This window comes from Nitrosospira sp. NpAV (assembly GCF_000832065.1).
Taxonomy (GTDB): domain Bacteria; phylum Pseudomonadota; class Gammaproteobacteria; order Burkholderiales; family Nitrosomonadaceae; genus Nitrosospira.
In genome coordinates this window covers 147,945-171,723 of the sequence record NZ_JXQM01000021.1, presented here as the reverse complement: position 1 = coordinate 171,723, position 23,779 = coordinate 147,945, and the positions used below count along the sequence as shown (strand labels likewise).

Annotated in this window: 18 protein-coding genes; 11 read left to right on the top strand and 7 right to left on the bottom strand. The window is 54.6% G+C overall.

Annotated features, from left to right (window positions below):
* Positions 1-29: 29 nt before the first annotated feature.
* From SQ11_RS13450 to SQ11_RS13440, 3 genes are all read right to left on the bottom strand, one after another.
* Complete coding sequence (locus tag SQ11_RS13450) at positions 30-1,394, bottom strand: TrkH family potassium uptake protein (protein WP_052494254.1); 1,365 nt, start codon at positions 1,392-1,394, stop codon at positions 30-32.
* Positions 1,394-2,044 (bottom strand): TrkA family potassium uptake protein, encoded by a 651-nt coding sequence (locus SQ11_RS13445; RefSeq protein ID WP_041514666.1) that lies wholly within the window; start codon positions 2,042-2,044, stop codon positions 1,394-1,396. Before SQ11_RS13445 ends, SQ11_RS13450 begins: the two co-directional genes overlap by 1 nt.
* Before the next feature lie 148 nt (positions 2,045-2,192).
* The gene (locus SQ11_RS13440) at positions 2,193-3,479 is read right to left on the bottom strand and encodes an esterase-like activity of phytase family protein (RefSeq protein WP_084226877.1); all 1,287 of its coding nucleotides are present in this window, start codon (positions 3,477-3,479) and stop codon (positions 2,193-2,195) included.
* A 537-nt stretch (positions 3,480-4,016) separates the two neighbouring features.
* Between SQ11_RS13440 and SQ11_RS13430 the strand changes: the two genes are divergently transcribed.
* The 9 genes from SQ11_RS13430 to SQ11_RS13385 all read left to right on the top strand — a co-directional run bounded on the left by SQ11_RS13430 (position 4,017) and on the right by SQ11_RS13385 (position 14,729).
* A complete protein-coding gene (locus SQ11_RS13430) occupies positions 4,017-4,895 on the top strand; it encodes a hypothetical protein (protein ID WP_041514664.1) in 879 nt (292 codons plus the stop codon).
* Between the two features lie 22 nt (positions 4,896-4,917).
* Positions 4,918-5,337 (top strand): hypothetical protein, encoded by a 420-nt coding sequence (locus SQ11_RS13425; RefSeq protein ID WP_041514663.1) that lies wholly within the window; start codon positions 4,918-4,920, stop codon positions 5,335-5,337.
* A 112-nt stretch (positions 5,338-5,449) separates the two neighbouring features.
* Positions 5,450-6,478 carry an HlyD family efflux transporter periplasmic adaptor subunit gene (locus tag SQ11_RS13420; RefSeq protein WP_041514777.1) on the top strand — a complete coding sequence of 343 codons (1,029 nt, stop codon included), beginning with the start codon at positions 5,450-5,452 and terminating at the stop codon, positions 6,476-6,478.
* Positions 6,475-8,295, top strand: a complete 1,821-nt coding sequence (locus SQ11_RS13415; protein WP_232298009.1) for an ATP-binding cassette domain-containing protein — start codon at positions 6,475-6,477, stop codon at positions 8,293-8,295. The genes SQ11_RS13420 and SQ11_RS13415 overlap by 4 nt, the downstream gene beginning before the upstream one ends.
* Positions 8,292-9,464, top strand: coding sequence for an ABC transporter permease (locus tag SQ11_RS13410; protein ID WP_052494253.1), 1,173 nt, complete (start codon positions 8,292-8,294; stop codon positions 9,462-9,464). Before SQ11_RS13415 ends, SQ11_RS13410 begins: the two co-directional genes overlap by 4 nt.
* A 241-nt stretch (positions 9,465-9,705) precedes the next feature.
* On the top strand, positions 9,706-10,815 hold the full coding sequence (locus SQ11_RS13405; RefSeq protein ID WP_041514661.1) for an ABC transporter permease: 1,110 nt from the start codon (positions 9,706-9,708) through the stop codon (positions 10,813-10,815).
* 255 nt (positions 10,816-11,070) lie between these two features.
* On the top strand, positions 11,071-12,306 hold the full coding sequence (locus SQ11_RS13400) for a vanadium-dependent haloperoxidase (protein ID WP_041514660.1): 1,236 nt from the start codon (positions 11,071-11,073) through the stop codon (positions 12,304-12,306).
* A gap of 354 nt (positions 12,307-12,660) precedes the next feature.
* Entirely contained in the window at positions 12,661-13,440 is a 780-nt protein-coding gene (locus tag SQ11_RS13395) for a GAF domain-containing protein (protein ID WP_052494252.1), read from the top strand.
* A gap of 335 nt (positions 13,441-13,775) precedes the next feature.
* A complete protein-coding gene (locus SQ11_RS13385) occupies positions 13,776-14,729 on the top strand; it encodes a hypothetical protein (protein ID WP_041514658.1) in 954 nt (317 codons plus the stop codon).
* A gap of 7 nt (positions 14,730-14,736) precedes the next feature.
* Here the strand turns inward: SQ11_RS13385 and SQ11_RS16545 are convergent, their stop codons facing one another.
* Positions 14,737-17,931 carry a tetratricopeptide repeat-containing protein gene (locus SQ11_RS16545; protein ID WP_052494251.1) on the bottom strand — a complete coding sequence of 1,065 codons (3,195 nt, stop codon included), beginning with the start codon at positions 17,929-17,931 and terminating at the stop codon, positions 14,737-14,739.
* Between the two features lie 121 nt (positions 17,932-18,052).
* On the opposite strand from SQ11_RS16545, the gene SQ11_RS13375 reads away from it, so the two are divergent.
* Entirely contained in the window at positions 18,053-18,784 is a 732-nt protein-coding gene (locus SQ11_RS13375; protein ID WP_041514657.1) for a hypothetical protein, read from the top strand.
* A 69-nt stretch (positions 18,785-18,853) separates the two neighbouring features.
* On the opposite strand, the gene SQ11_RS13370 is transcribed toward SQ11_RS13375, so the two are convergent.
* The 3 genes from SQ11_RS13370 to SQ11_RS13360 form a co-directional block, all read right to left on the bottom strand.
* On the bottom strand, positions 18,854-19,984 hold the full coding sequence (locus SQ11_RS13370) for an HAF repeat-containing PEP-CTERM protein (RefSeq protein ID WP_052494250.1): 1,131 nt from the start codon (positions 19,982-19,984) through the stop codon (positions 18,854-18,856).
* A 497-nt stretch (positions 19,985-20,481) separates the two neighbouring features.
* Entirely contained in the window at positions 20,482-20,781 is a 300-nt protein-coding gene (locus tag SQ11_RS13365; protein ID WP_041514656.1) for a hypothetical protein, read from the bottom strand.
* Positions 20,782-20,996: 215 nt separating this feature from the next.
* Positions 20,997-21,761 carry a hypothetical protein gene (locus SQ11_RS13360; protein WP_041514655.1) on the bottom strand — a complete coding sequence of 255 codons (765 nt, stop codon included), beginning with the start codon at positions 21,759-21,761 and terminating at the stop codon, positions 20,997-20,999.
* A gap of 708 nt (positions 21,762-22,469) precedes the next feature.
* Here SQ11_RS13360 and SQ11_RS13350 point away from each other — a divergent pair.
* Entirely contained in the window at positions 22,470-23,696 is a 1,227-nt protein-coding gene (locus SQ11_RS13350; RefSeq protein WP_156972509.1) for a hypothetical protein, read from the top strand.
* Positions 23,697-23,779: the final 83 nt, after the last annotated feature.

Sequence of the window (23,779 nt, the reverse complement as noted above, 5' to 3'; positions counted from 1 at the left end):
TGAACGATCGACTCCCGGATTCAAGTTTGTTACCCGATATTTACCTGGCCCGCCGGATATTGAATACTTTCCCCGCGCGCATGGGCGAGCGTAAATGCGATGGTCAATGGCCCCACACGGCCAATCAACATCAGCACCACTATGATGCATTGTCCAGCGGGGGATAAGTGCGCGGTTGCTCCCCTCGATAGCCCGACCGTGCCGGCCGCGGACACGGCTTCAAATGCCAAATCGAGGAAATTCCCCTTTTCTGTTACGGCCAGCAGGAATATGCCGGTGCTCACGCAAAACAGCGAGATGACTATTATTGCCAGCGATTTACGGACGATATGGAGTTCAATGTTGCGGCCAAACACTACAGGGCGTTCCCGTCCCCGCAAGAATGCCCATGTTGCCAGCAACGCCACAATGAAGGTGCTGAGCTTTATTCCGCCCGCTGTCGAGCCGCTGCCGCCACCGATGAACATCAATCCCATGATGAAAAATGCGGTGGAAGGAAATAGCGCTCCGCTATCCAGCGTATTAAAGCCGGCGCTACGCGGAGTAACGGCCTGGAACCAAGTAGCCCACAGTTTCGTGCCCCAGTCGGGTAGTGCGGCCAATGTGGCGGGATTGCCGTGTTCAAGCGCCAAAATCACGATTATGGCGGCTAGATTTATTATTAGCGTGCCTATCAGCATCAATTTGGTATGCAACGCGAATTGCCCGAAGCGTTTTTTTTCTATGATGTCAGCGATGACAACGAATCCAATGCCTCCGGAAATAAATAGCAAGGACACCACGATATTCACCAGTGGATTGCCTGTATAAGCCATCAGGCTGTCCGCCGGCAACGCAAATCCGGCATTGTTAAATGCCGATAGGGTATGAAAGAAACTGTAAAACAATCCCTCGCTCCAGCCCATTTCCGGCACCCACTGCCAGGCCAGCAAAACGGTCCCGAGCAGTTCCATGATCGCGGTAAATCCAAATGCCCATAGCATCACGCGCCGCACATCGCCTTTTCCCGTGTGATTGAATGTTTCGCGCAATGCCGCGCGGTGTTTCAAGCCCAACTGGCCTCGTGTCAGATGAATGACGATAATGCCGAATGTCATCAATCCCAGGCCGCCGCATTGCATTAGAAGCAGCAATATCCAGTGTCCGAGCAATGTAAAGTGCGTGCCGGTATCCACCACGACAAGGCCGGTTACCGTCGAAGCCGAGACTGCCGTGAACAGCGCCTGCAGCCATGATGTTGGCTGATGACTGACGCCCGGCAATTTCAACAGCAGAGTGCCGAGGATGGCTAGCCCGATATAGGACAGGACCAGGGCATGAGGTGGGGTGAGGCTAAGAAACCGCTTCTTTATCAGCTGGAACCAGTGCAAAGGCAAAGTCGATGATGCCTGCATTACAAGTACTTGGTGATTTTACGCAAGTTGCCGAGGGTGCCGAGCAACAGGATTTTATCATTGAGCTGAAACACATATTGTTGTGGAGGAGGGGCCATTACCTTATTCTGGTGTTTGATCAGCAAACACTGAAGATCGTTTTCAAGTAGATGCAATGCATCCATCTTCTGCCCCGCAAGCCGCTCCGAGGCCCGCACCTCGACAGTAAACTGCTCGTGTCCGAGGCTGATGTAATCCATGACTTCAGGGTAGATCATGCCGCGGGCAAGCCGCAAACCCATTTCATGCTCGGGGTGCACGATATGATCGGTACCCAGTTTTTCCAGAATTCTATGATGATTGGGATTGAGCGCTTTTGCCCACACCTGGGGTTTCGGCATGCCTTTGACAATCAGAGTGGCAAGTATGTTGGCTTCAATATCTTCGCCGATGGCGACCACGACACCATCGCATTCATGTACGCCGAGATCGCGCAATACTTTCTCATCGCGCGCGTCGGCTATCACGGCCTGAGTGATTCTATCGGCGATCTCGCTGACAAGATTGGGGTTAAGATCGATCCCGATAACATCATGGCCCAGGCGCGAAAGTTCAAGAGCAATGGTTGATCCAAAGACGCCAAGTCCGATAACGCTGTAGGTATGTTTCATGAAGAAGTTTGAGAGACTGGAGAGAAAGGGAATACTCTTGGCTGTTCCCTGTTGCCTGGGAGCTTGCGTATAAGGCGGATGCCAACGATTTTATCAGAAGGAGGCGGTCTCTTGCCTAACTCCTTATTTCATGGCGCCGGTTCATTCATCAAAATTGTGCCCCCCGCATATGGAAAATAGGGGCAAGCCGGTTTATTCGTTCAAACGGGGGGACAATTTCCAACGCCACGAACTGGGTGAGTTGATTTCTGGTGAAGTTATTATCGGCTACCAGCACAAGAGTGCGCTTGCCATTGAAGCGCGGACCCAGGGTAATGCCTTCGATATTGCCGATCGCCAGCGCCGAGCCATCGGTATTTCTCAGATCCGACAAGTCGAGCAGCAAGGTTTTTCTCACGGGTTGAATACTTTTGCCCGCAATGGATCTCATTCCTGAAATATCAGTGGCGTTGCGCGCATCGGCATAATAAAGCCGGACGGTGTAGCCGGTCGCGGTGTTGCCAGGTGTGGCTGCGCCGAGCGTAAAGGAGCGCTCAATGGTAATGAATTGACGGTCCCCGATGGCAACGAAGTCAGTCAATCCGTTGGTGGCGAGGCCAATGAGGGACGCGGGGGCGAAAACGACCGGCTCCACATCGTAAATATATTCCGCACCGGGTTTTCCGCTGGCGATATCGAAGGAAAGAATACGCGAGCGAGAACCCGTGACGATGTTCGAGGGCGGAGTATCCTGTATCAAACCATTTTCGGTGGCAGTATAAAGCGTATCTCCATCAACCGAAATAGCCAGGCTTTCGAATGCCAGATTGTTGTAGATGCCTCTGTCACCCGGGAAGAGCCCCATATTGGAACCAACAGGATGATAATAGGCGGGTACTTCGAAATCCCGGCTATGACTGCCATCGGGATTCATCTCCCGCACCGTGGGGTTATGAAAACCAAGAATGCCGCGCTGCCCTTCGTTGCTCCAGTAGATTTTATTGCGTACGGTATCCAGGCGCAGACCTTCCGGGTCGACAGCATTGCTTTTGAACGCTCCTCCGCCGGGCTGCTGGATCGTGGTCACATCGTGGAATGCCACACCCGCCATGCCTGGCGTGGGGGAACGCTGAAACTGGGCAAGGTCCAGAGATAATTCGTAGAAACGCGCAGGATTGGTTTTGCTTCGGTCATCGCTGATAGCCAGATAACGATCGGTGAGAGGGTTGTAATCCAGCGATGACAAACCGCCGACGGTAGTGCGCAGGAAGCTTGTCTTGTTAGGTACGATTTGCTGGCCTATATAGTTCAGACTGAAATCGGCGGCATGACCGATCGCATGGATGTGGGCGGCAAAGCTTGCACTCAGGGCGGCAGCAAGGATTATCCTGAATCCTGCGGTCGACCGTTCAGTTTTCAGCTCAGGGTTGGAATCCACAAAAGCTTTTCGCGCCATTGATCTCCACCCTTTTGGCGGGTTCACCTTGTTCAATTGCCGGATTTAACGCTAATTTTCATGGACGAAACCTTAATTCAAATAATCCCGTATGAGACTCTGCAAGCCTATGCGAGTGCCGGCGGCAGTTTGCCTCCGTTTGCATTGCTTGCCCGGCTCCATGGACCCAGCTATGGATTTCTCCCAACCGGCAAAACTGTCTCGTAAGCTGCTTTGTCATCGCGCATCCTATCGGATTATCTGGGTTTATCAGAAGCCTTGGGGTACTATTCTCCAAAGCGCCATAAATAGCCGGCATCGTGCACATCTAATACCTATTCCGGCACTGCTTTCGATTCCCTGTTGCCTCACCTTTGAAGCTTCCATCTTCCAAAACGGTATTGCGCTTCTTCTGGTATAGGCATGGATTTCGTCAGGGATTCCTTGGGTATCATAAGCAGGTTTACCCAAATTGGAATTCCAGCTATATTGCGGCGTAGCGAATAGTCATCGGCTGGCAGCAGGCCGGCGTTCGCATGATTTCCCAGAAAATGACATATGACTATCATCTCCCATACACGCATAATCAGCGGTTGCTACCGGCTGTCAATCGTCGCAATTTCCATCGTATTACTGGCGGCAGGTATTACCGGATGTGCCAGTTTCAAGGAAGTGAGAACGTTTGCGTCACTTTCAGCGAATGCCGCCGGTTACGAGACGCTCACCAAAGACTATATCAGCGCAGTCGATAGACGCAAGCAATACCAGCCGCAAAAATTCCACGGCGATCTGGAAACAATGAAGGCACGCCGGGAAGCCCAGCGTGCAAGCCTGGACTTGCTCCAGCAAACCGTGACAGACTACATGCGGGGTCTCGACAGCCTTGCCTCCGGCGACATCAGAACCTTCGACAGGTCGCTTGACAATCTCAGTTTTAACCTCAATAAGGCGACTTTGCTCGACAGGAACGAAAAAGAGGCCATCGGCGCGCTCTCGACCTTGCTGGCGCGCACTGTCACGACGCTGTACCGGCAGCATGAAATGAAGCAGCTTGTCCAAGACGGCAACCAGCCGCTTCAGGATGTGATAGCCGCCACCCGTAAGATCGTGAAACGTGGCATCGTGGCCGATTTACAGACAGAATCGGCGCTGGCCGCACGCTACTATGACAATTTCATGTTTGCGCCAGGCAATCCCGCGGAGCCTGTCGCGATGGCGCTGGCGAGAGAAGCCAGGGTGGAAGCACTCGACCGCGTGGAGAACCGCATCAGGGGCGCGCAGCACTACGATACCGTGCTGGAGAAAATCGCGCATGGGCATCAATATCTTTACGATCATAGGGATGAGATCGGCCGGAATGATTTCGGCCAGGGGTTCAAGCCGGCTGTCGACGAACTCCGGACTGCTTACCGGCACCTGCTTGACGTTTCACCATAATAGGAAAAAGGGAAGGATAGGCATGGAAAAGCTTACGGCGGATGATGCTTTTGAGCTGGGGAACCTGATCCGCGATGCGGCGATCGCACTCGGAGATTGGCGCATGAAAAATAGAACCAGCCTGAGCCAAAGCCAGTGGAATGAACTTGACGACCGGGAAATCGTGCTTCTGAACACCGCGTCCAGTATATACACCAACGCAATAGGGATGACCCTGGCGGATAGCGAGCCCGCGCTTGCGCGATTGCGCTCCAGTGTAGAAAATGCAAAGTCGGCGGTGCGGCACATTGCCATCTTCAAGCAAGCGCTTGACCTTGCTTCCGCGCTGGTCCTCTTCGCCGGCGCGGTGACATCCGGCAATGTCGCTGGAATTCCCGCCGCGGTGGTCGCCCTGGAAGATGCCGCCGCGGCGATTGTGAAATCCTCCGATGCTCAATCGTGATAACCCTAATCCGAAATTGGCGTCCCGATGATGGCGACGTTCCGATTTTCTGCCGGCTCGCCGGCATGCCTTCATAATTGAATTCAGTACCGTAATGCCGCAAATTGCCCAAATGTCAAAGAATAAAAAACTTGTCATAATCGTCTTAGCGCTTGTCACCATTATTGCATCGCTGGCGGGGTGGTCTCTCCTTCGCCAGCAGAGCGATACAAATACGCTGGAGCTTTTTGGCAATATCGATATTCGCCAGGTTTCACTGGCTTTCAACGGTAGCGAGAGAGTTGCCGAAATGCGGGTACAGGAGGGCGACCGGGTCGAGGCCGGCCAAATCCTGGCCACGCTCGATACTCGTACCCTGATGCTGCAAATCACTCAGGCGCAAGCACGGATCGATGTACAGGAGCAAGTCTTGTTGCGCCTGAAGAATGGCACTCGCCCGGAGGAGGTCGCCCAGGCCCGGGCCGAGGTTGCTTCCGCCCAAGCGGACGCAGACCTTGCCGCACAACTGCTAAAACGTTTGCAGGAGGTGGAAAAAACCACTGATGAAGCAATCAGCCAGCAGGATCTGGACAACGCACGTTCACGCCGGCAGGTTGCCAAGGCCCAACTGAAAAATCGCAAAAAAGCGCTGAAGCTGGCGGTGATCGGTCCCCGCAAGGAAGATATCGCCCAAGCCGAAGCACAACTGAATGTTTCCAAGGCTGAACTGGCTTTGCTCAAACACCAGCTCAGCCTGGCCGAACTCAGGGCGCCCATCAACGCCGTTGTGCGCTCGCGCCTGCTGGAGCCCGGTGACATGGCCTCTCCGCAACGCCCGGTTTATGCGTTGGCGATCACCGATCCGAAATGGGTGCGTGCATATGTCACGGAAGTGGATCTGGGGCGGATCAAACCGGGCATGGGCGCGCGCGTAACAACCGATAGCCACCCGGATCAGCCGATTCGGGGATACGTGGGTTATATTTCTTCAGTAGCCGAATTCACGCCGAAAATAGTCCAGACCGAAGAACTGCGTACCAGCCTGGTATATGAAGTCCGTATCTTTGTTGAAGATGCGGAAGACCGCTTGCGCCTGGGCATGCCCGCCACCGTTCGCATTTCGCTGGAAAGCCAGCGTGACGCGGCCGGAGCGGCCCAGTGACGCACCCGCACATGGCTGCGGCAGTTGCGCATGCGCTTCATAAACGCTTTATAATCAAGGAATCCGGTAAGATTGTTCATGCTGTTTCTGACATCTCGCTGGAAGTACAGGCAGGTTCCCTCACGGCGCTGGTGGGCCCTGATGGCGCAGGTAAAACCACTTTGTTGCGGATGATGGCTGGATTGATGAAAGCCAACGAAGGACAACTTCATGTATTGGGTATTGATGTGGCGGCCGATCCCCAGGCGATTCAGGATCGGATCAGTTACATGCCGCAGCGCTTCGGTCTATATGAAGACCTCAGTGTGCAGGAGAATCTCGATCTCTATGCCGATCTGCACGGTGTGCCGCAAACGATGCGCCGGGAACGTTATGCACGGCTTCTGGAAATGACCAATCTGGCGCGCTTTACCCAACGCCCCGCAGGCAAGCTCTCCGGGGGGATGAAACAGAAGCTGGGCCTGGCCTGCACATTGGTGCGTTTGCCGGAATTGCTGTTGCTGGATGAGCCGACGGTGGGTGTTGATCCACTATCGCGCCGGGAATTGTGGGAAATCGTTCAGCAAATGATCGATGATGAGCAATTGACCGTTTTGGTCAGTACCGCCTACCTCGATGAAGCCGAGCGCTGTGCCAGGGTATTTGTGCTGCATGAAGGCAAGCTCGTGGCTCAGGGAACCCCGGCCGAAATCCGCCATCATGCCCGCAACCTGTGTTTTGTCGCCATGCCGCCGCAAGGACAGCCGCCGCGTTTCCTGCAGACCCGCTTACTGGACAATGCCGAGAACGTCATCGACGCGGTTCCGCAGGGCGGAGCCGTACGTTTCATTCGTCGTCCGGGAAGCGATCAACGGCATCTTGATGCCATGCTTGAGGGGGCTCCGGTTATGGCGGTGGAGGAACGCCTAGAAGACGGGTTCATGACATTGCTGCGCAAGCAATACATTGCCGATCCGGTGGACCCCACTGCACGGGAAGCCGTCGTGCGCCGGGAAGCGGCTGAAGGCAAGAATCAGGGGCAAGGTGAAGACTATGTCGGTGACGTGATTATTGAAGTGCGCGACCTGGTGCGCAAATTTGGCGATTTTACCGCGGTGGACCACATCTCGTTTTCGGTCCGGCGCGGAGAGATCTTCGGCCTGCTGGGGCCGAACGGCGCGGGCAAAACGACGACCTTTCGCATGCTTTGCGGCCTCTTGCCGGCCAGCAGCGGTTTCCTGCAGGTGGCCGGTGTCAATCTGCGGCATGCGCGTGCGGTCGCACGTCGCAAGATTGGCTACGTCTCACAGAAGTTTGCTCTTTATGGCGATCTCACCGTGATGGAAAACCTGGAATTCTTCGGCAGCGCCTATGGCTTGAGCGGCGAGCGCTTGCACGAGCGCATCGGCATTGTCATGCAGCAATTTGACCTGAAGGATAAAGAAAAGTCACCAAGCGGGCAATTGCCTGGCGGCTATAAGCAGCGCCTCGCGATGGCGGTAGGCCTGCTGCACGAACCCGACATTCTGTTTCTCGATGAACCCACCAGCGGGACAGATCCGCAAAGGCGGCGCGAATTCTGGCGGCGTATCACCGCGCTGTCGGAAGTAGGCACAACGATAGTCATCACGACCCATTTCATGGAAGAAGCCGAGTATTGCGACCGCATTGTTATCCAGGATTCCGGAAAGCTGCTGGCGCTTGGAACGCCGCGGGAGGTACGGACACAAGCCGGTGGAAAAGACAGCCGGTTGAACATGGAAGAAGCATTTATCAGTATCGTCGAGCAAGGCCGGCGGCAATATAGCGAAGCCGCCGCAACGGAAACCGGGCCATGAGTGAAAAGGATGAGGCGAGCCGGTCGGACAAAAAAGTGGATCAGGGATACAAAGGCTTCTGGCTGCGCCTGATCTCGTTGACCCGCAAGGAAATCCGCCAACTGCTGCGTGACAGGAGCAATCTTGCCATCGGTATCGGCCTGCCAATGGTACTGATCCTGATTTTTGGCTACGGCCTGTCGCTCGATGTCAAGAATGCGCCGATAGCCGTTGTGTTGGAAGATACTTCACCGTTGGCGGTCGATGTGATCGCGGGCCTCGAGCTTTCCGCCTATATCTCTCCTATAACAGTCACCTCCATGCGCGATGCCGAGCGCCTGATGCTGGCACGCGAGGTGGATGGCATCGTGCGGATACCCAGTGATTTTTCTCGCCGCCTGACAGCGGGCGATGCACAGGTGCAACTCCTGGTGCATGGCTCCGAGGCGAGCCGTGCTCTGATTATCCGCAGCTATATCAGCGGGGCCGTGAGCCAGTGGATGCAGCGTCAGGCAGACCGTGGCGCGGCGGGTGCCAGCTCAGGTACGATTACGGTGATTGAACGCATGTGGTTTAATGCCGCGAATACCAGTACCTGGTATCTGGTGCCGGGGTTGATCGTGCTGATCATGACTCTGGTCGGCGCCTTCCTCACCGCTATGGTTATGGCCCGGGAGTGGGAACGCGGCACCCTTGAAGCACTGTTCGTTTCGCCGGTGCGACCCGGCGAAATCCTGTTGGCGAAAATCATACCGTACTTCCTGGTTGGCATGCTGGGTCTGGGCCTGTGCCTGCTCGCTGCTCATTTTTTGTTCAAGGTGCCGATGTACGGTTCGCTGGTGGTACTGCTGGTCAGCTCAATGCTTTACCTATTGGTAGCGCTGGGTCTCGGTCTGGTGATTTCTTCAGTGACCAAAAACCAGTTCCTCGCAAGCCAGCTCGCACTGCTTACAAGTTTCATGCCGGCGCTGATGCTCTCGGGTTTCCTGTTCGATCTGCGCAATGTGCCGCTGGTTATTCAACTTGTCGGCCGAGTGTTGCCAGCCACTTATTTCATGGAGTTGATCAGGACGCTGTTTCTGGCAGGTAATGTGTGGCCGCTGATCCTCAAGGATTGCGCCATTCTTGCCGGCTACGCCGTGTTGCTGCTGGGACTGGCGCGGTTTGTTACCCGCAAGAAGCTGGATTGACCCTGAACCGGCAGCTGGTCGCTCATTTATTTTTCCATTAGCATGATTGATAACAATATTTATTGCCGTTTAGCTCTTGTCTTGCGAGAGAGCCCACTACAGGGCAAATTGCACGGTTTTTACGACGCACGGCAGCGTTGCAACTCTTGGGAATGGAATTCCGCGTCATTGCGCCTTGCCCCATACCCAAAAATCCCACGCAGCGTCCGGCCAACTGCCGGATTCAGGTTGAACCTTTACCATGTATGACTTCCTGCATCGCATTGCCAGCCTGTGCCGGAAAGAGCTGCTTGCCATTTTCAAGGACCCGGCCAATCGAGTCATTCTCGTCGTTCCATCCCTGATAGAAAGTTTTCTGTTTGGTTATGCTGCAACCTATGATCTGGTGGACGTGCCTTACGCCTTACTCGACCAGGACCGCGGCGCGATCTCGACCGAGCTGGTCGCTCGCCTGGATGGAACGGGTATATTTCACCGGGTCGCGAACCTGCAAACACCGGCAGATATCACCCGGGCCATCGACTCGCAGCAGGCGCTGATCGTCATCCAGATCGGGCCACGGTTCGAGCAGCAACTGAATGCGGGAGAATCGGCGCCGATACAGCTGATACTCGACGCACGCAACTCCAATACGGCGGGATCCGCTGCCGCCTACATCGGGCTGGTCATCGAGTCATATAATACGGCGCTGCGCGGCGGGGCCGGGCCACCGCTCACCGTCGAGGCGCGTGCCTGGTACAACCCCAATCTGGAAACACGGTGGAATCTGTTGCCGGGTTTGATCGCGTCTCTCAGCATGCTCCAGATGATGATGTTGTCCGCGTTATCCGTCGCCCGCGAACGTGAGAACGGCACATTTGACCAGCTGCTGGTGACACCGTATTCACCCATCGAAATCATGATTGGCAAGGCTATCCCGACCATCATGATCGGCATGATGCAATCCACCATTGTACTGTTGGTGGCATTTTTCTGGTTCAAGATACCGATGGCGGGTTCGTTGCTGGCGCTCTATGCCGGATTGGGGTTGTTCGCTATTGCGAGCGTCGGCATAGGACTGTCTATCTCGGCGGTTTCGGCAAACATGCAACAAGCCATGCTCTATACTTTCATGATGATCATGCCGCTGATACTGCTTTCCGGGCTCGCCACGCCGGTGCGCAACATGCCGCAGATCCTCCAGATCGCCACGCTGGTCAACCCGCTGCGCTTTGCTATCGACCTGGTGCAACGTATTTATCTGGAAGGGGTAGGCTTGTTTACCCTCATCCACGACCTGATTCCCCTGCTGATCATTTCAGCTATTACGCTGCCGCTGGCCGCCTGGCTGTTTCGTAATCGTCTTTTGTAAATAGTGAGTGGGCATTCGCGTAACCGTGTCATGAGCGCCTGAATCATGATAAGCCTGGTTTCTTTTCCTCTGACATTCTGCTAGCATCCTTGCCCATATGCGGTGGAGCTGGAGTTTAATAATCTAATCAGCATAGCTTTGGGGCATCTGAGAAGAAGCGAATGAATATATTCCTAATGGATAATATAAGTGTAGCCCATCAACACAAAATATATTTCAATGGAATTTCTGCGAAGAAACCAGTAGGGAAAATCTATGATACATATCGAGCGGAACCATAAGATTGCGTTGCTGATTACCGCAACTTCGTTGTTTACAAGTTCAACGGTAATGGCGGATGCGGTCACGGACTGGAATCGCACGGCTGGCAATATCGTTGTCAATGCGGGAATGGGACCGCTACCCGCCGACCGGGCGCTGGCGATCCCCTCCACCGCGGTATATGAAGCGGTAAATGCAATCACTAAACGCTATCCGGCCAGTAGTTTGAGATTGGAAGTGGCGCCCGGAGCGTCAACCGATGCCGCAATCGCGGCGGCAAACCGCACCGTGCTAACGGAGCTTGTACCGGTGCAACAGACAGTCATCGCTACTGCCTACCAGGCCGCACTTGCCAACATACCCGATAGTACGTCAAAGGCTGGCGGCATTGCGGTGGGAGAAGAGGCTGCGAAGGCTATCCTGGCTATGCGCGCTGATGACGGATTTGCAGCAGGCGAAAACTACCGGCCGCACACCAGCGCAGGCGTCTATGTGCCCACCGTAATTCCGGAGGCTCCGCACTGGGCGCGGATCAAGCCCTGGCTGATGACCGGCCCCACCCAATTTCGGCCCGCTCCGCCTCCCAGCCTTGCGAGTGAATTGTGGGCGCGTGATTACAATGAGGTCAAGGCGCTGGGTGGCAAGAACAGCACGCGCCGCACCGCTGCGCAAACCGATATCGCACACTTCTGGGAAGAAGTGATGCCCCCAATTTATCATGGTATCGTGCGATCCGTTGCCGATGCTCCCGGGCGGGAGATTACGCAAAACGCGCGCTTGTTCGCCGCGGTGACGCAGGCCACGAATGATGCGCTGGTCGCCGTATTCGACGCCAAGTACCACTATAATTTCTGGCGGCCGGTCACCGCGATCCGTAATGCCGATATCGACGGCAACGATGCCACCGAACGGGACCCGTCGTGGGTGCCATTCATCGACACACCCATGCATCCCGAGTATCCCTGCGCGCATTGCATCATATCTGGGGCTGTTGGCGCAGTCCTGCAAGCGGAGATCGGGACTGGGCTCACGCCAACCCTGACGACCGTCAGCAAGGCTGCCGGTGGCGTGGCGCGAAGCTGGAAAACAATCGACGATTTTACCCAGGAAGTAGCGAATGCGCGCATCTATGATGGCGTTCACTACCGCAACTCCGGGGAGATAGGCACTACCATGGGTAAACAGATTGGCGAACTGGCGGTAACCCGGTATCTGAAGCCCCTCAAGTAGACGGTAAGACCGTGTGCAGCCTGTTCCAGGACGGAGCTGCGCCGCTATACCGTTTTCGCTTTAGGGAGTGCACGCAATTTCAGCACGACTGGTTCCATTACCGCTTACATCGAGGGGGGCATCGGTCGATTCATACACCTGCGAACGCAGTCACCACCCAAGTACTGGCAAACCTTGCTGACCGCAGTACCGGCCGACGGCGTTAATCTTGGGCTTGCGCGCATGCCGGGCCTGCCGCGAGACGACTTGGCAGCCTGGCTGTTTCGCAACCGTCTTTTATGAACGGATGGAAATTTTTGCTACATTGCCGGTCCGCTGCTATAAAGAAGACATGGTCGTAGCGAAGGAGCCTGAATGAACATTATTGGGAAAGCAGAAAATCAGCTGATCAAACTGCAGGATATATCCTGTTTCCTGGAAGAGGGGAGCTTCGACGACAATCTCTTGCAGCTCGCGGAAAAAACCGCCGGAATCCTCAGCGCAAAAAGTTGCTCCATCATGCTTTTAAATGATGGTGAATCCCAGAATCCGCGCATGAGGGTTTGCGCCAGCTATGGTCCACTGCCGGCAGCCGCGTACAAGGAATCCGTACGCAAGGGGGAGGGTATTGCGGGATATGTGGTTGCCACCGGAAAATCATTATTTATCGAGGACATCGGTAAGTCGGAATTCGCCAATCGGGCGCGCCGCGCCGATGATCCCCATAAAAGCCTGCTTTGCTCGCCAATACGAATCAACACTTGCATAGCAGGCACCGTCAACGTCACGGATTGCGATAACGGAGCATCCTTCAAACCGGGTGACCTGGATCTCCTTGATGTCATTGCCCTGTTCATCGGCAAGTCGATTCAGACGATACAACTTCAGAACATACTAAACTCACGTTTCGCCCAGTTGGCGCTGGTGCAGGAAAAAAATATGAGCAACTCGCTGGGAAGCGCTTTGCATAATCCGGATCAAATTGCAAAAATCATGGCGAAATCCTTCTATAAGGAAATGACCCGCCTGGGCTTCGGCTCAAGCCAGGTCATCAATGTTGCGTCGGACATCATTGCCCAGTTGAATACTCATTTGCAGCGGCACAGCAAGCGCATGAAGCGGGGACAAAAAGAATCCCCCGATGAAACTCCATAACAACTTCAGAAATCTCTCTTTAGAGATTCCTAGGAAACTGGCCTGCTTCACATATTAGCTTCATGAGATAGCAGACCGACTCTTGATTGACCCACCCCCAAACTCAGCACTGGTTCGAACAGCAGTGGAATGCAGGGAAATCCGCGCCGATACAACTGATGCTCGATGCGCGCAATTCCAATACGGCCGGCTCCGCCGCTCCTGTTTGTCGTAAGCGTCAAGATTAAAAGTAGTAAAGGTTGAATAAATACAAGGAGGAAACAGGTGCCATTAACTGAAAGCTTTTGATTATGCTGATTGAGATATACTGACATACATTCTGAAAGGAAAGAGGCATGGCCGAGATTGTTCTCGTACACGGCATTGACCAGCAGCAAAAATCCGCCGACAAACTGGAAAGCGCGTGGTTACCCGCGCTGGCGGGGGGTGTGCGGGACGCCGGGTTTGCGGATGTAGCGGACCGGATTTGGCGCAACGCTGGGAAACCCGGCAGCATCGAAACGCGAATGGCATTCTACGGCAGCCTTTTCCTTACGCCCGGCCAGCAAGGCGACGATCCCGCAGAATTTACATCCGAAGAAGCGCAGTTCGCACAGGTTCTGGCGCTGGAATGGCTAAGGCACGCCGCCGGGCGAGCTTCGAAGCGGAAGACCCGCGAAACCGGTGAGCTTGAGCTGGCATACGTAACCGGGCAGATGGGCGTGGAGCAGGGCGCGGGAAACATCGTCCGTGGCGCTATCGGAAGCCTTGCCAAGATTCCGTGGTTTGCGCCGTTCGGCATGGGCTTTGCCGAACGCTTCGTCAATCGCTCCCTCGCCCAGGTTACGCGATATCTCACTAACGACACCATCCGTTCCGCAGCCCTCAAATCGGTGTTGAAGCTGATCGGCCCTGAAACCAAGGTATTGATCGGGCATTCACTGGGTTCCGTAATTGCTTATGAGGTAGCGCATCTGATGAATACGCCGCTTCCTTTACTGCTGACGCTAGGTTCTCCCCTCGGGCTTCAGACCATTGTTTACCAGCGATTGCGGCCGCAACCACCGGGGTTTCCACCGGCTGTGCGGCGCTGGGTGAATATAGCCGACCGGGACGATTTCATTGCCGCTGAGCCGGACCTTGAAGGCTTATTCCACGCAGGGATACCCGTCAGCGCATCGTTCGAGGGTGGCCACACTGTTGACAACGGCGCCGATCCTCACAATTCGGATTTCTATCTCGGCAAGGCGCAGATTGGCAGAGAAGTGGGAGAGGTTTTTGGCAGTAGCAACGCAAACGCTGTGGTTTGACCGAGATTCAGCTTCCGGTCAAATGATCAATCGATGCTTTGACGATGAGGGTATTCGGATGATCCGGGCCGAGTATGCGCTCTTGGTCAGGGAGTAGCGCCTGAAAGAGTCGTAGCGCCTCGCGGGCATCTCCACACTCGGCGGTCAGGTAGGCGATGTTACTGCGGATTATGAGCGTAATGGGATGATCGGAGCCTAGCACACGTTCCTGGTCAGGGAGCAGTGCTTGAAACAGCCCCAACGCCGCGCGTGCATCCCCGTTGCGCGCGGTCGAGTAGGCGATATTGCTGCGGGTTTTGAGCGTGTCCGGGTGATCGGGTCCTAGCACGCGCGTTTGGTCGGCGAGCAGTGCTTCGCATAGACTTAACATTTTATGCGAATCCCCGCATTCACCGGTCCAGAGAGCAATATTGCTGCGAATAGTGAGCGTGTTCGGGTGATCGGGGCCCAGCACACGCTTCTCGTCGGTAAGCAGTGCTTCAGCCAGCCGCAGCGCCTCGCGGGCGTTCCCACTATTGCCGGTCCAGAGCGCGATGTTACTACGGGTCCTGAGCGTATCCGGGTGATCGGGACCGAGTACACGCTCCTGGTTGGGAAGCAGCTCCTGGAACAACCTTAACGCCTCATGTGTATTCCCTGACTCACCCGTCCAACTGGCAATATTGTTGCGGTTGGTGAGCACGGCAGGATGATCGGGGCCCAGCACGTGCTCCTGGTCAGGGAACAGCGCTTCGGCGAGTCGCAATGCTTCACGCGTATCTCCGCTGTTGCCAGTCCAGAGCGCAATGTTGCTGCGGGTTTTAAGCGTGGCCAGGTGACCGGGGCCGAGCACCCGCTCTTGATCGGGGAGCAATTTCTGGAACAACCTGAGCGCCTTGCGAGGATTTCCGCAATCCCCGGTCCAATGGGCAATATTATTACGGTTTGTGAGTGTGGCTGGGTAATCGGGTCCAGACACACGTTCCTGGTCGGGGAGCAGCGCTTCGGCCAGACACAACGCTCGATGAACGTCTCCACACAGGCCGGTCGAGTATGCGATGTTGCTGCGGGTCATGAGTGTGTCCGGGTGATCGGAGCCCAGCACGCGCTCCTGGTCAGGGAGCAGCGTCTCGAATAATTGCAGTGCCTCACGGGGATCTCCACACTCAGCGGTCGAATGGGCGATATTGTTGCGCATTGCAAGCGTAACCGGGTGATCAGTGCCGACCGCCGTCTCCACTCGCATTAACCAAAGGCGCCAGCGTCGCAGGTTGTCGCGAGGTATAGGTGAAGTTCTTGCGAGAAGGCTCGTCAAGGCATTGTCGGCCTCCTTGAGTATCCATAAATGCTCTGCCTCGCGCTCGAAGGCATAGCGCTGGATGGCGTTATTCAAGTCTGTCATGCCTGCGCCGGCGGGTGCAAGTGCCTCAATGCCAGCAATAAGGGCCTTGTGTGCGGCGATGATTTCTTGCGGCGCGCGGGCAGCAACGTAATCGACGAGCGTCTGGTGGAAAAGACCGGCATGCTCGTTCTCCGTACCCGCCGCGCTTCGCACCGCAAGCCCGCGCAGACGCACCAGTTGGTCGCGGACAAGTGCAGGGGACGCCGGGACGCCGAGCGTTTCGCTCGCCTTGCATAGCAGTGGGAGCGGCAGCAGGGGGCCCGCCCCGGCGGCGGCGAGAATCTCAAGCACATGCCGAAGGCTTTTGTCGTCAGCAGCGCCGCAACGCGAAAGCATCTCCTCATAGGCATCCCCTAGAGCGAGCTGACCAGCGCCTATGGGTGCCTCGGGCTGTTCGCCAAGCAGATCGGCAAGCACGCGAGCCACTAGCCAGCTACCCTCGGCTGCCTGAACAACTTCCACCTGACGCGCGGGTAGGGTACCGCGCCGTTCGAGATATTGATGGATTTTCTCATCTGGCGCGAAGGCAAGAGTATATGAAGAAGCTTCCGATGGAAGTTCCGTATCCGGCCGGGCAGTAACCAGCAGATACACAAAGGCTAACTTGCCCAGCTGATTCAGCGTCTCGATTACCGAGCCGCGCGCGCCGGTCGCGAGGCGATCGAGCGCATCCACGACGATGCGTATCTCCGTGACCCGACCTGGCTGCTCCAGCCGACCCAGCCATGTGAGCGGACCGAGCAATTGCTTCTCTAGCGTATCCAGTTTTTGCTGCTCGTCGTAAGGTGTATCGCGCGTGAACGCTTGCTGCGCTTTACGGAAGCCAGGTACGGACCGGACAAGCTGTTCGGTCAGGATGCGTGCAAGCTCCCGTGGCGTCATTGCTTCATTAAGCAGGACGATTGCATGTACGAAGCCGGCAGGGATGACTTCTGGCGCGGCTTTTGGCCAGGCCAGGGCCGCCGCCAGCGCCGATTTTCCCGTACCTGCGTCGCCCACCACCGCCACGCAGCGCTCCGCCTGCGAGCGCGTCACAATTTCATGCAGGGCAAGAGTAGGTTGATATGCTCGTGTGAGCCGCTGGATTTCGTCCGCCAGCGGCGTCTGTGCCCATGGCTCGCGAATATTGGCCGCATTCTTCGCCAGCCACAGCGTTGCGTCGGGATTATAGGCGGGGTTTTGCGCTTCCTGGTTCGGACAGCGATTTTTAATGAGGGGACGCAGATTGACACAGTGCAGGTGTTCGGAGGGTTCCGTCGCAACCCCATCACGCAGTAATGCAACGAGGCTCCGGCTAAAGCAGCCATCCGCCGCCGGACGATCAGCCGCGGCGGTGAGGACCTCGAATCGAAGCGTGCCCCCCAGGCCCCTCACCCAGGATTGCGCCGCACCGAAGCCGGCTTGGCCCGAATAGCAGGCATCAACCAGCACAGCCAGTCCATCCACTTGGCCCACAGCCTTCTTGTGCACCTCCTTGATCAGGTGGGTGAGGTGTACCGCCGTATCGGAGTCGGGAGGATTTTCCGCATCTCGCGGAAGGAGATAGAAGTCCTCATCCGCGCGCTCACCGTGGCCGATGTAGGCGATGAATAACGTGGCCTCGTCTTTCGCCGCGCGCAGGTATGCTTTTTTGATGGCGTCTTTGGTATCCCGGACAGTGGGATCGAGGAGTAACCCTTCTCCCTCGAGCGCGGAAACACATGCACCCCGCTCTGGATCGATCATCACCCGGTAAAGCTCACATGCCGCCTGCGGCAAAAAACCAAGTTGGCTCAGGGCCCGGCATTGTGACCCAATGACCAGGATCCGGCGTTCACTCATGACAAACGCATTCCTCTTGAAAAATAGCCATGTTTGTTTTTTTAGCTTACTGAACTATAAAGAAGTGAAACTAACGTGTATAGAGTTCAGCTTTAATAAAACTTGGAGGAAAAATCAAATCATGGAAAAAATTCGTGAAGTAACGGAAGTCAGGCTCGCAGTTCTGGAAAGCTTTCCCCCCAAGCTGCAAATTACCGCGACGGGCAATGTATCAACTGGGGGTTGGTCCAGCCCCCAGTTGCGCCCCGTCGCCAATATTCAGGCACCACCGGATGGAATTTACGATTTTGACTTCCTCGCTGACCCTCCGCAGGGCCCCGCGACGCAAGTAATTTCTCCCATCCATGCGGTTTATGTATGGGATAGCTTTCCGGCGGAAGTCAAGGGAGTGCGGGTAAACGCCGCACAAAGTTCAATCACGGCATGGCTGGACGATCAACGCGACCGGCAGCCCAACCGCTATACCTTTAGCGACTGCGAAGGCATCAAACGCGTTATCTTTTTCCCCAGGACCCTGGGTCCCCTGGGAATAAGCGAGCCCTCGTCAGATGCCCAGCTTGAATATAATGGCTTGGAAGGCCAGTTTGTATTCCGGGGAAACGATATCAGCCAGGAGCAAACCATTCTGGGGTGGCTTATCTCAGTGACGCTTCAACCCAATGCCGACGCGGGCGGCCTGGATTTCGCCCTGGTTCTGCCACCAGTTCAACTGGGAGGCCACGCGCGGCAGGAGTTCGAAACCGTGGGTGTCAAGATACACAGCCGGGGGCGTGTGATAAGGCCGGCAGGTGCGGAACTTACTTACGAAGTCATGAAATTAAATGGCCTGGCGGAAGATATCCCCATACTTTGAGCAAATTGAAGACGTGGCGGGATTAACCCAGCGCATATAGGTACTCGTAATGCGCACTACCCTTGAGCCTCATCCCATACTCTTATTGATGGATCCATGTATCCATATTTTTCGCCGTACCGCGAACCCTACCAGCCCCAGTCCGGCCAGAAGCATGGCATAGCCTTCCGGCTCCGGGATGCTTGAAGCCATGGCGATGGCTATGACCTGCCCCTCGTTATTGATGTCCGTGGCTCGGGTTAGGATCACCCCGTCCGGCAGGTCAACCAGCGAATTGAGGTCTGTCATGCCTACGCCATCCGGGCCGGTAATGAAAGCATGGTCGCCCGAGGATGTGCTGAAAGCCCCCACCACTTGCCCGGCATCATTGATGCCGTCAACACTGCTGTAACCACCCCCTAAAGTGCCAAGTTCCCTCATGCCGGCGCCATCCGGGCCGGTGATGAAAGCATGGGAGACATCGCCCGGGGATAGACTGGAACCTCCCACTACCTGCCCGGTATTATTGATGTCAATGGCAAAGCTGCCACCACCATCGCCTAAACTGCCGAGGTCCCTCGCGCCGACGCCATCCGGCCCGGTGATGGCAGCATTGGAAGCCCCATTAAATGGCGCGCTGAAGCTTCCCACCACTTGCCCGGAATCGTTAATGCCCGTGGCACCCGTTAATGTACTAAGGGTTCTCAACCCCACGCCATCCGGACCGGTTATGAAACCATTAAATTCACCTCCGGACTCGGTTGTACCCACAACCTGTCCCGAATTATTGATGGCCAAGGAGTAACCCCCCAAAGGGGGGGCATCAAGGTCTCTTATTCCCGCGCCATCCGGGCCGGTTACGAAAGCCTTATATTCATTTGCGGACGTGCCGGAAACCCCCACCACCTGCCCGGCGTCATTGATGTCATATGCAAAGCTGAAATTGCCGCCTAGAGTGCCAAGGTCACTCATGCCCACGCCATTAGCGCCGGTAATAAAAGCATGCCCATAGCCGAACGGATCTATGCCTCCGACTACCTGTCCGATGTTGTTGATTGCCTTGGGATAAAGATTTCCTAGTGCGATGGCTGTCTTGCTGTTAAGGTCTATAAGGTAGCCACGTTCTTGAGCAGGGGCATGGGTAGCAAAACCGAGTCCAGCCGACAGGGCCGCACCGAGGATAAATCGGCGAAGAAGATACGTACCATGGGTGGTTTTCATGATCAGCGCCTATTAATGTTTACGAAAGAACGTTATCCATGAAGCTGAGCCCGGAGGATTGACGTTAGGTTTTCGATGCCTATTGGGAGCCGCATCTGCTCGTAGGGGCGTGCGGGTAACCACATTTTCCCTGCCAATCCGCGGAATTGCCGCTTTCAATATGAGCCTAAGGCTTGGCTCATGTCAATAGGCTGGGAAGACCATCGGAAAGCAACAAAGGCGATCGCTCATTGATATATTCGGCTGAGCTTTCTTTAAAGAAATTCCGTCCGCAGACTTCCTGCCGCTCAAAAATTGCTGTTCTGAGCCCGTATCCGATTATGCGTTCCACATGAATCTTTCGTTCAGCTGTCCTAAGATCATTCGCATATGAATCTTGCATGAAGCATTGATCTGTAAGAAGCAGGGTGACCTAGTAACGGAAGACGCCACCCCGTTCTTGATAACAGACCATTATCCTATCGACCGATCGTTCGTGTGCTGCGCCAGACCGAGCATTATTTTTTTTCTCGAACTCGATCCGCCTCATCCTCCAATCTATCGGCACGCTTCTCGGCGACTTCCCGATTGGCATCTGCAGAACGATCGGTTGTGCGGCTATCGATTCCCGGATCCTGTTTTTCTACCCGGTCAGCCGCTGCTTCGCCCTGCTTGCGTACCGCATCCGCCCGGTCTTCCAGCGCATCCGCCTTGTTTTCCAAAGCTTTCTCGCGCTGGTTTTCCTGCTTGGAGTCGCAAGCGGTCAGCGCTAGCGCAAGCGCTACTACGGTCAGGGCGGGTTTTAAATAATTTGTCATAATCGTCTCCATTGATTAAAAATCGGGTGCGACCAAGTTCCCTCGAAAACAAAGAAAGTGGGATCATTCTAATTAATGGATTGATATCACTCTGTGCGGCGCCATACCGAACCGCCACAGCGTTAAAACGGCGATTCGCATTCTGATTCTTCTGCGGCATTCGAGCAGGGCCACCCAATGCGTTTCAGAAAGTCGGATTGTCTAGTCGATATACCCTAAAAATTATAGACAAGCCGGGAGCTCAATAACCACTCGGTTCTTCCGGTATCATTCAATTGCGAAGGACCTCCGCCCAGTTGAATTACCCCATTTTTACCCACGGTGTACTGAAGCTGCGGAGTCAGCCGATAACGCCAGTCACGCTCTCCTATTTCACTATTCAGCTCGATCCCTATCGCAAGATGCTGGGAATAACTGTAAAAAAGACTGTTGTTAAGGAGCGCCACAAAATCGCCGGATTTACCAATCGCGGTATGCCTGAGGCCTAACATATTCATCATGCTCCACTTGTCTGAAAACCGATAATCGTTCAAATAAAGGAGCTCGGCTCCAAACGCCTTTTCGTGCCGCAGGCGACGGCCGATTGCTTGCCAGCCGTGAATCATTTTTCCGTTTGCCAGCTTCCCAAAGGTACCCTGCAAGGAAAGTTTGTATTCGTCTAAGGATGAATTTTCGAATGGCAGTTCCAGTTCTATTGCATACCCATCCGCGAATGAATATTCGACTTCCGGCGACCATTGGAACTGTCCCGTGCGAGGTGAATAATCCAGCAAGGTATTAACCTCCAGCTCACCTTTGGGCGCACCGAGCGGATCAACCAGATCGAATATCATCGGCTCCGGTCTGTTGCTCTGGAGACCCGTTTGGATTTCTGCCTTGCTTTTGTCGCCATAGACATTCTGCGTCAGGCCAAATCCGGCAAGGAGGGCTGACAGGCTCATGAGATGGCGAATATCGGGGGACAGCGAGTTCAAAAGCATATACCTTCGCCGCCATGAAATTTATCGATATCGACTTGCATTTATTGTTGTTGAAGGGGACGAATGCGCTGGGACGGTCATTTTTCCGGCAATTCGGGCAAGCGGAAATTCAGTCTATCGGCCGGTCACCTTTATTTTGAATTGCCGCACCTTACTAATATGATCATCACGACATCATCTATCTGTACGTTGTCGCACGTAGAGCGTGTGGATAAACGAGGCAGCCGGAAATACGAGAGCATAGAATGCGTCATTTTTTCAAGGTCTCGGGTCCTCGGGGAAAGTGTGAATCTCCGGCGAATGCGCAACATGAATACCATGCCCAGTTATATTCAGGAAGAAAGTGATTGCGCGGGAACAAACCGTATGGGGTACGCTCAACTCCGATGCTAAACTCAATGTTGATACAGGCAGCCTGGATATCGCAATGTTCTTCCGTTCGTCTATGCGAGAGATTGGCATGGCGGAAACTTACCTTTCCAGCGAATTTTTGTTAGGCCACGAAGTTGCGAATACCTGTTTATTCTTGGCCGCCGCAATCCAACCCTCTGCTATTCTTATAATGAGATTCTTGCAATATTCCTTATTTGCATGTTGCCGCATTAAAGAAACACGAAGAGTGCTTCCTGCGGCATATTCGACAGCAAGCGGGATGATGCGAAGGTACATGCCGATACGGCGATCAATTCTATGAAGGGAAAAATCCTCATGCGTTATTTAACCATCATTATCACGGCCACACTGCTGACTTGTTTTCCGCGGGCATTCGCTCAGGAACAGACTGCTGAAACGTCCATTGATACTCCCATCTCCGCCCCATCCCCTGACGCAGGAAGGGATCAGATTCAACAGGAAAAGCGGAAAGGCGAACTTTTTATCGTCGGAAAAAACGAGGGAAAGAACAAGGAAGATTTCGTTTTTAAAATGGGTGAAAGAATCTATATCAAGGCAACCGGCGATATTGCCAGAAGGTTAAAAATGGAACTGGAAAAGACAGGTGCTTCCAGAACACCCCTTTTATTGTTTGATGGGATCAAGATGGTTCATCTGCCCTCCGATATCACACAACTCGATGACGGAAATACATTGCGCTTCAGCTTCTATCTGGAACGCAATCCGGCGGTCAAGGAATCCCGCGAGGCATGGGACCTGCTCTTCAGAAGCAAGGACGAATATGTCATGTCAATCGAGGTAACCCTGGCGATAGGCAATGAGCTGCCGCTGGTGGTGCAGTCCCCTTATCCGTTTCGTTTTTATGTCGCGCCGCCTTCGGAGATATTAGGCATTGTCAGCGGGGCGTTGCTGATTTTGTTTGTGGCCTACTATCTGATCGTAAACAAGACAAGCATGTTGAAGGACAAAGATACCGGCTATTACAGCCTGGGCAAGAGCCAGATGGCTTTCTGGGGATTAATGGTGGTGCTGGCCTTCCTCGGCGTCTGGATACTGACCGGCACGATGGAGTATATCCCCCAGCAGGCGTTGATCCTGCTCGGCATCAGCGGCGCCACGGGGTTGAGCGCGGTATTGATTGGCAATACCAAAAAAGCCGGGGCCGAGGATGAAATCACCCGGCTTCGACAGGAAGAACAAAAGCTCAAGGAGCAAAAAGAAAAAATCCCAGCAACATTGCCGCCGGAAAATGAAAATCAATTAGCTGCCATTTCACAAAAAATCGAAGAACTCTCCCGAAAGTCGGGTAATCAGGCTCCTCTCACACCATCAAGGGGTTTCTGGCGGGATATATGCGACGATGGCAATGGCGTGAGTTTCCATCGTTTGCAGGTTGTCGTATGGACCCTTGTCCTGGGCATGGTATTCGTTGGCTACGTGGCGGACGGTATGTCTATCCCGGAGTTTCCGGAGACTCTGCTAATTTTAATGGGAATCAGCAATCTGACTTATCTGGGATTCAAGATTCCCGAGAAATTGTAAAGAATTCTGGCGGCGGATATTGAAAATTTCTTCGGTAGTGCCAAAGTATAGGAATGGCACTTCTTTTATATCGGAGATCACAA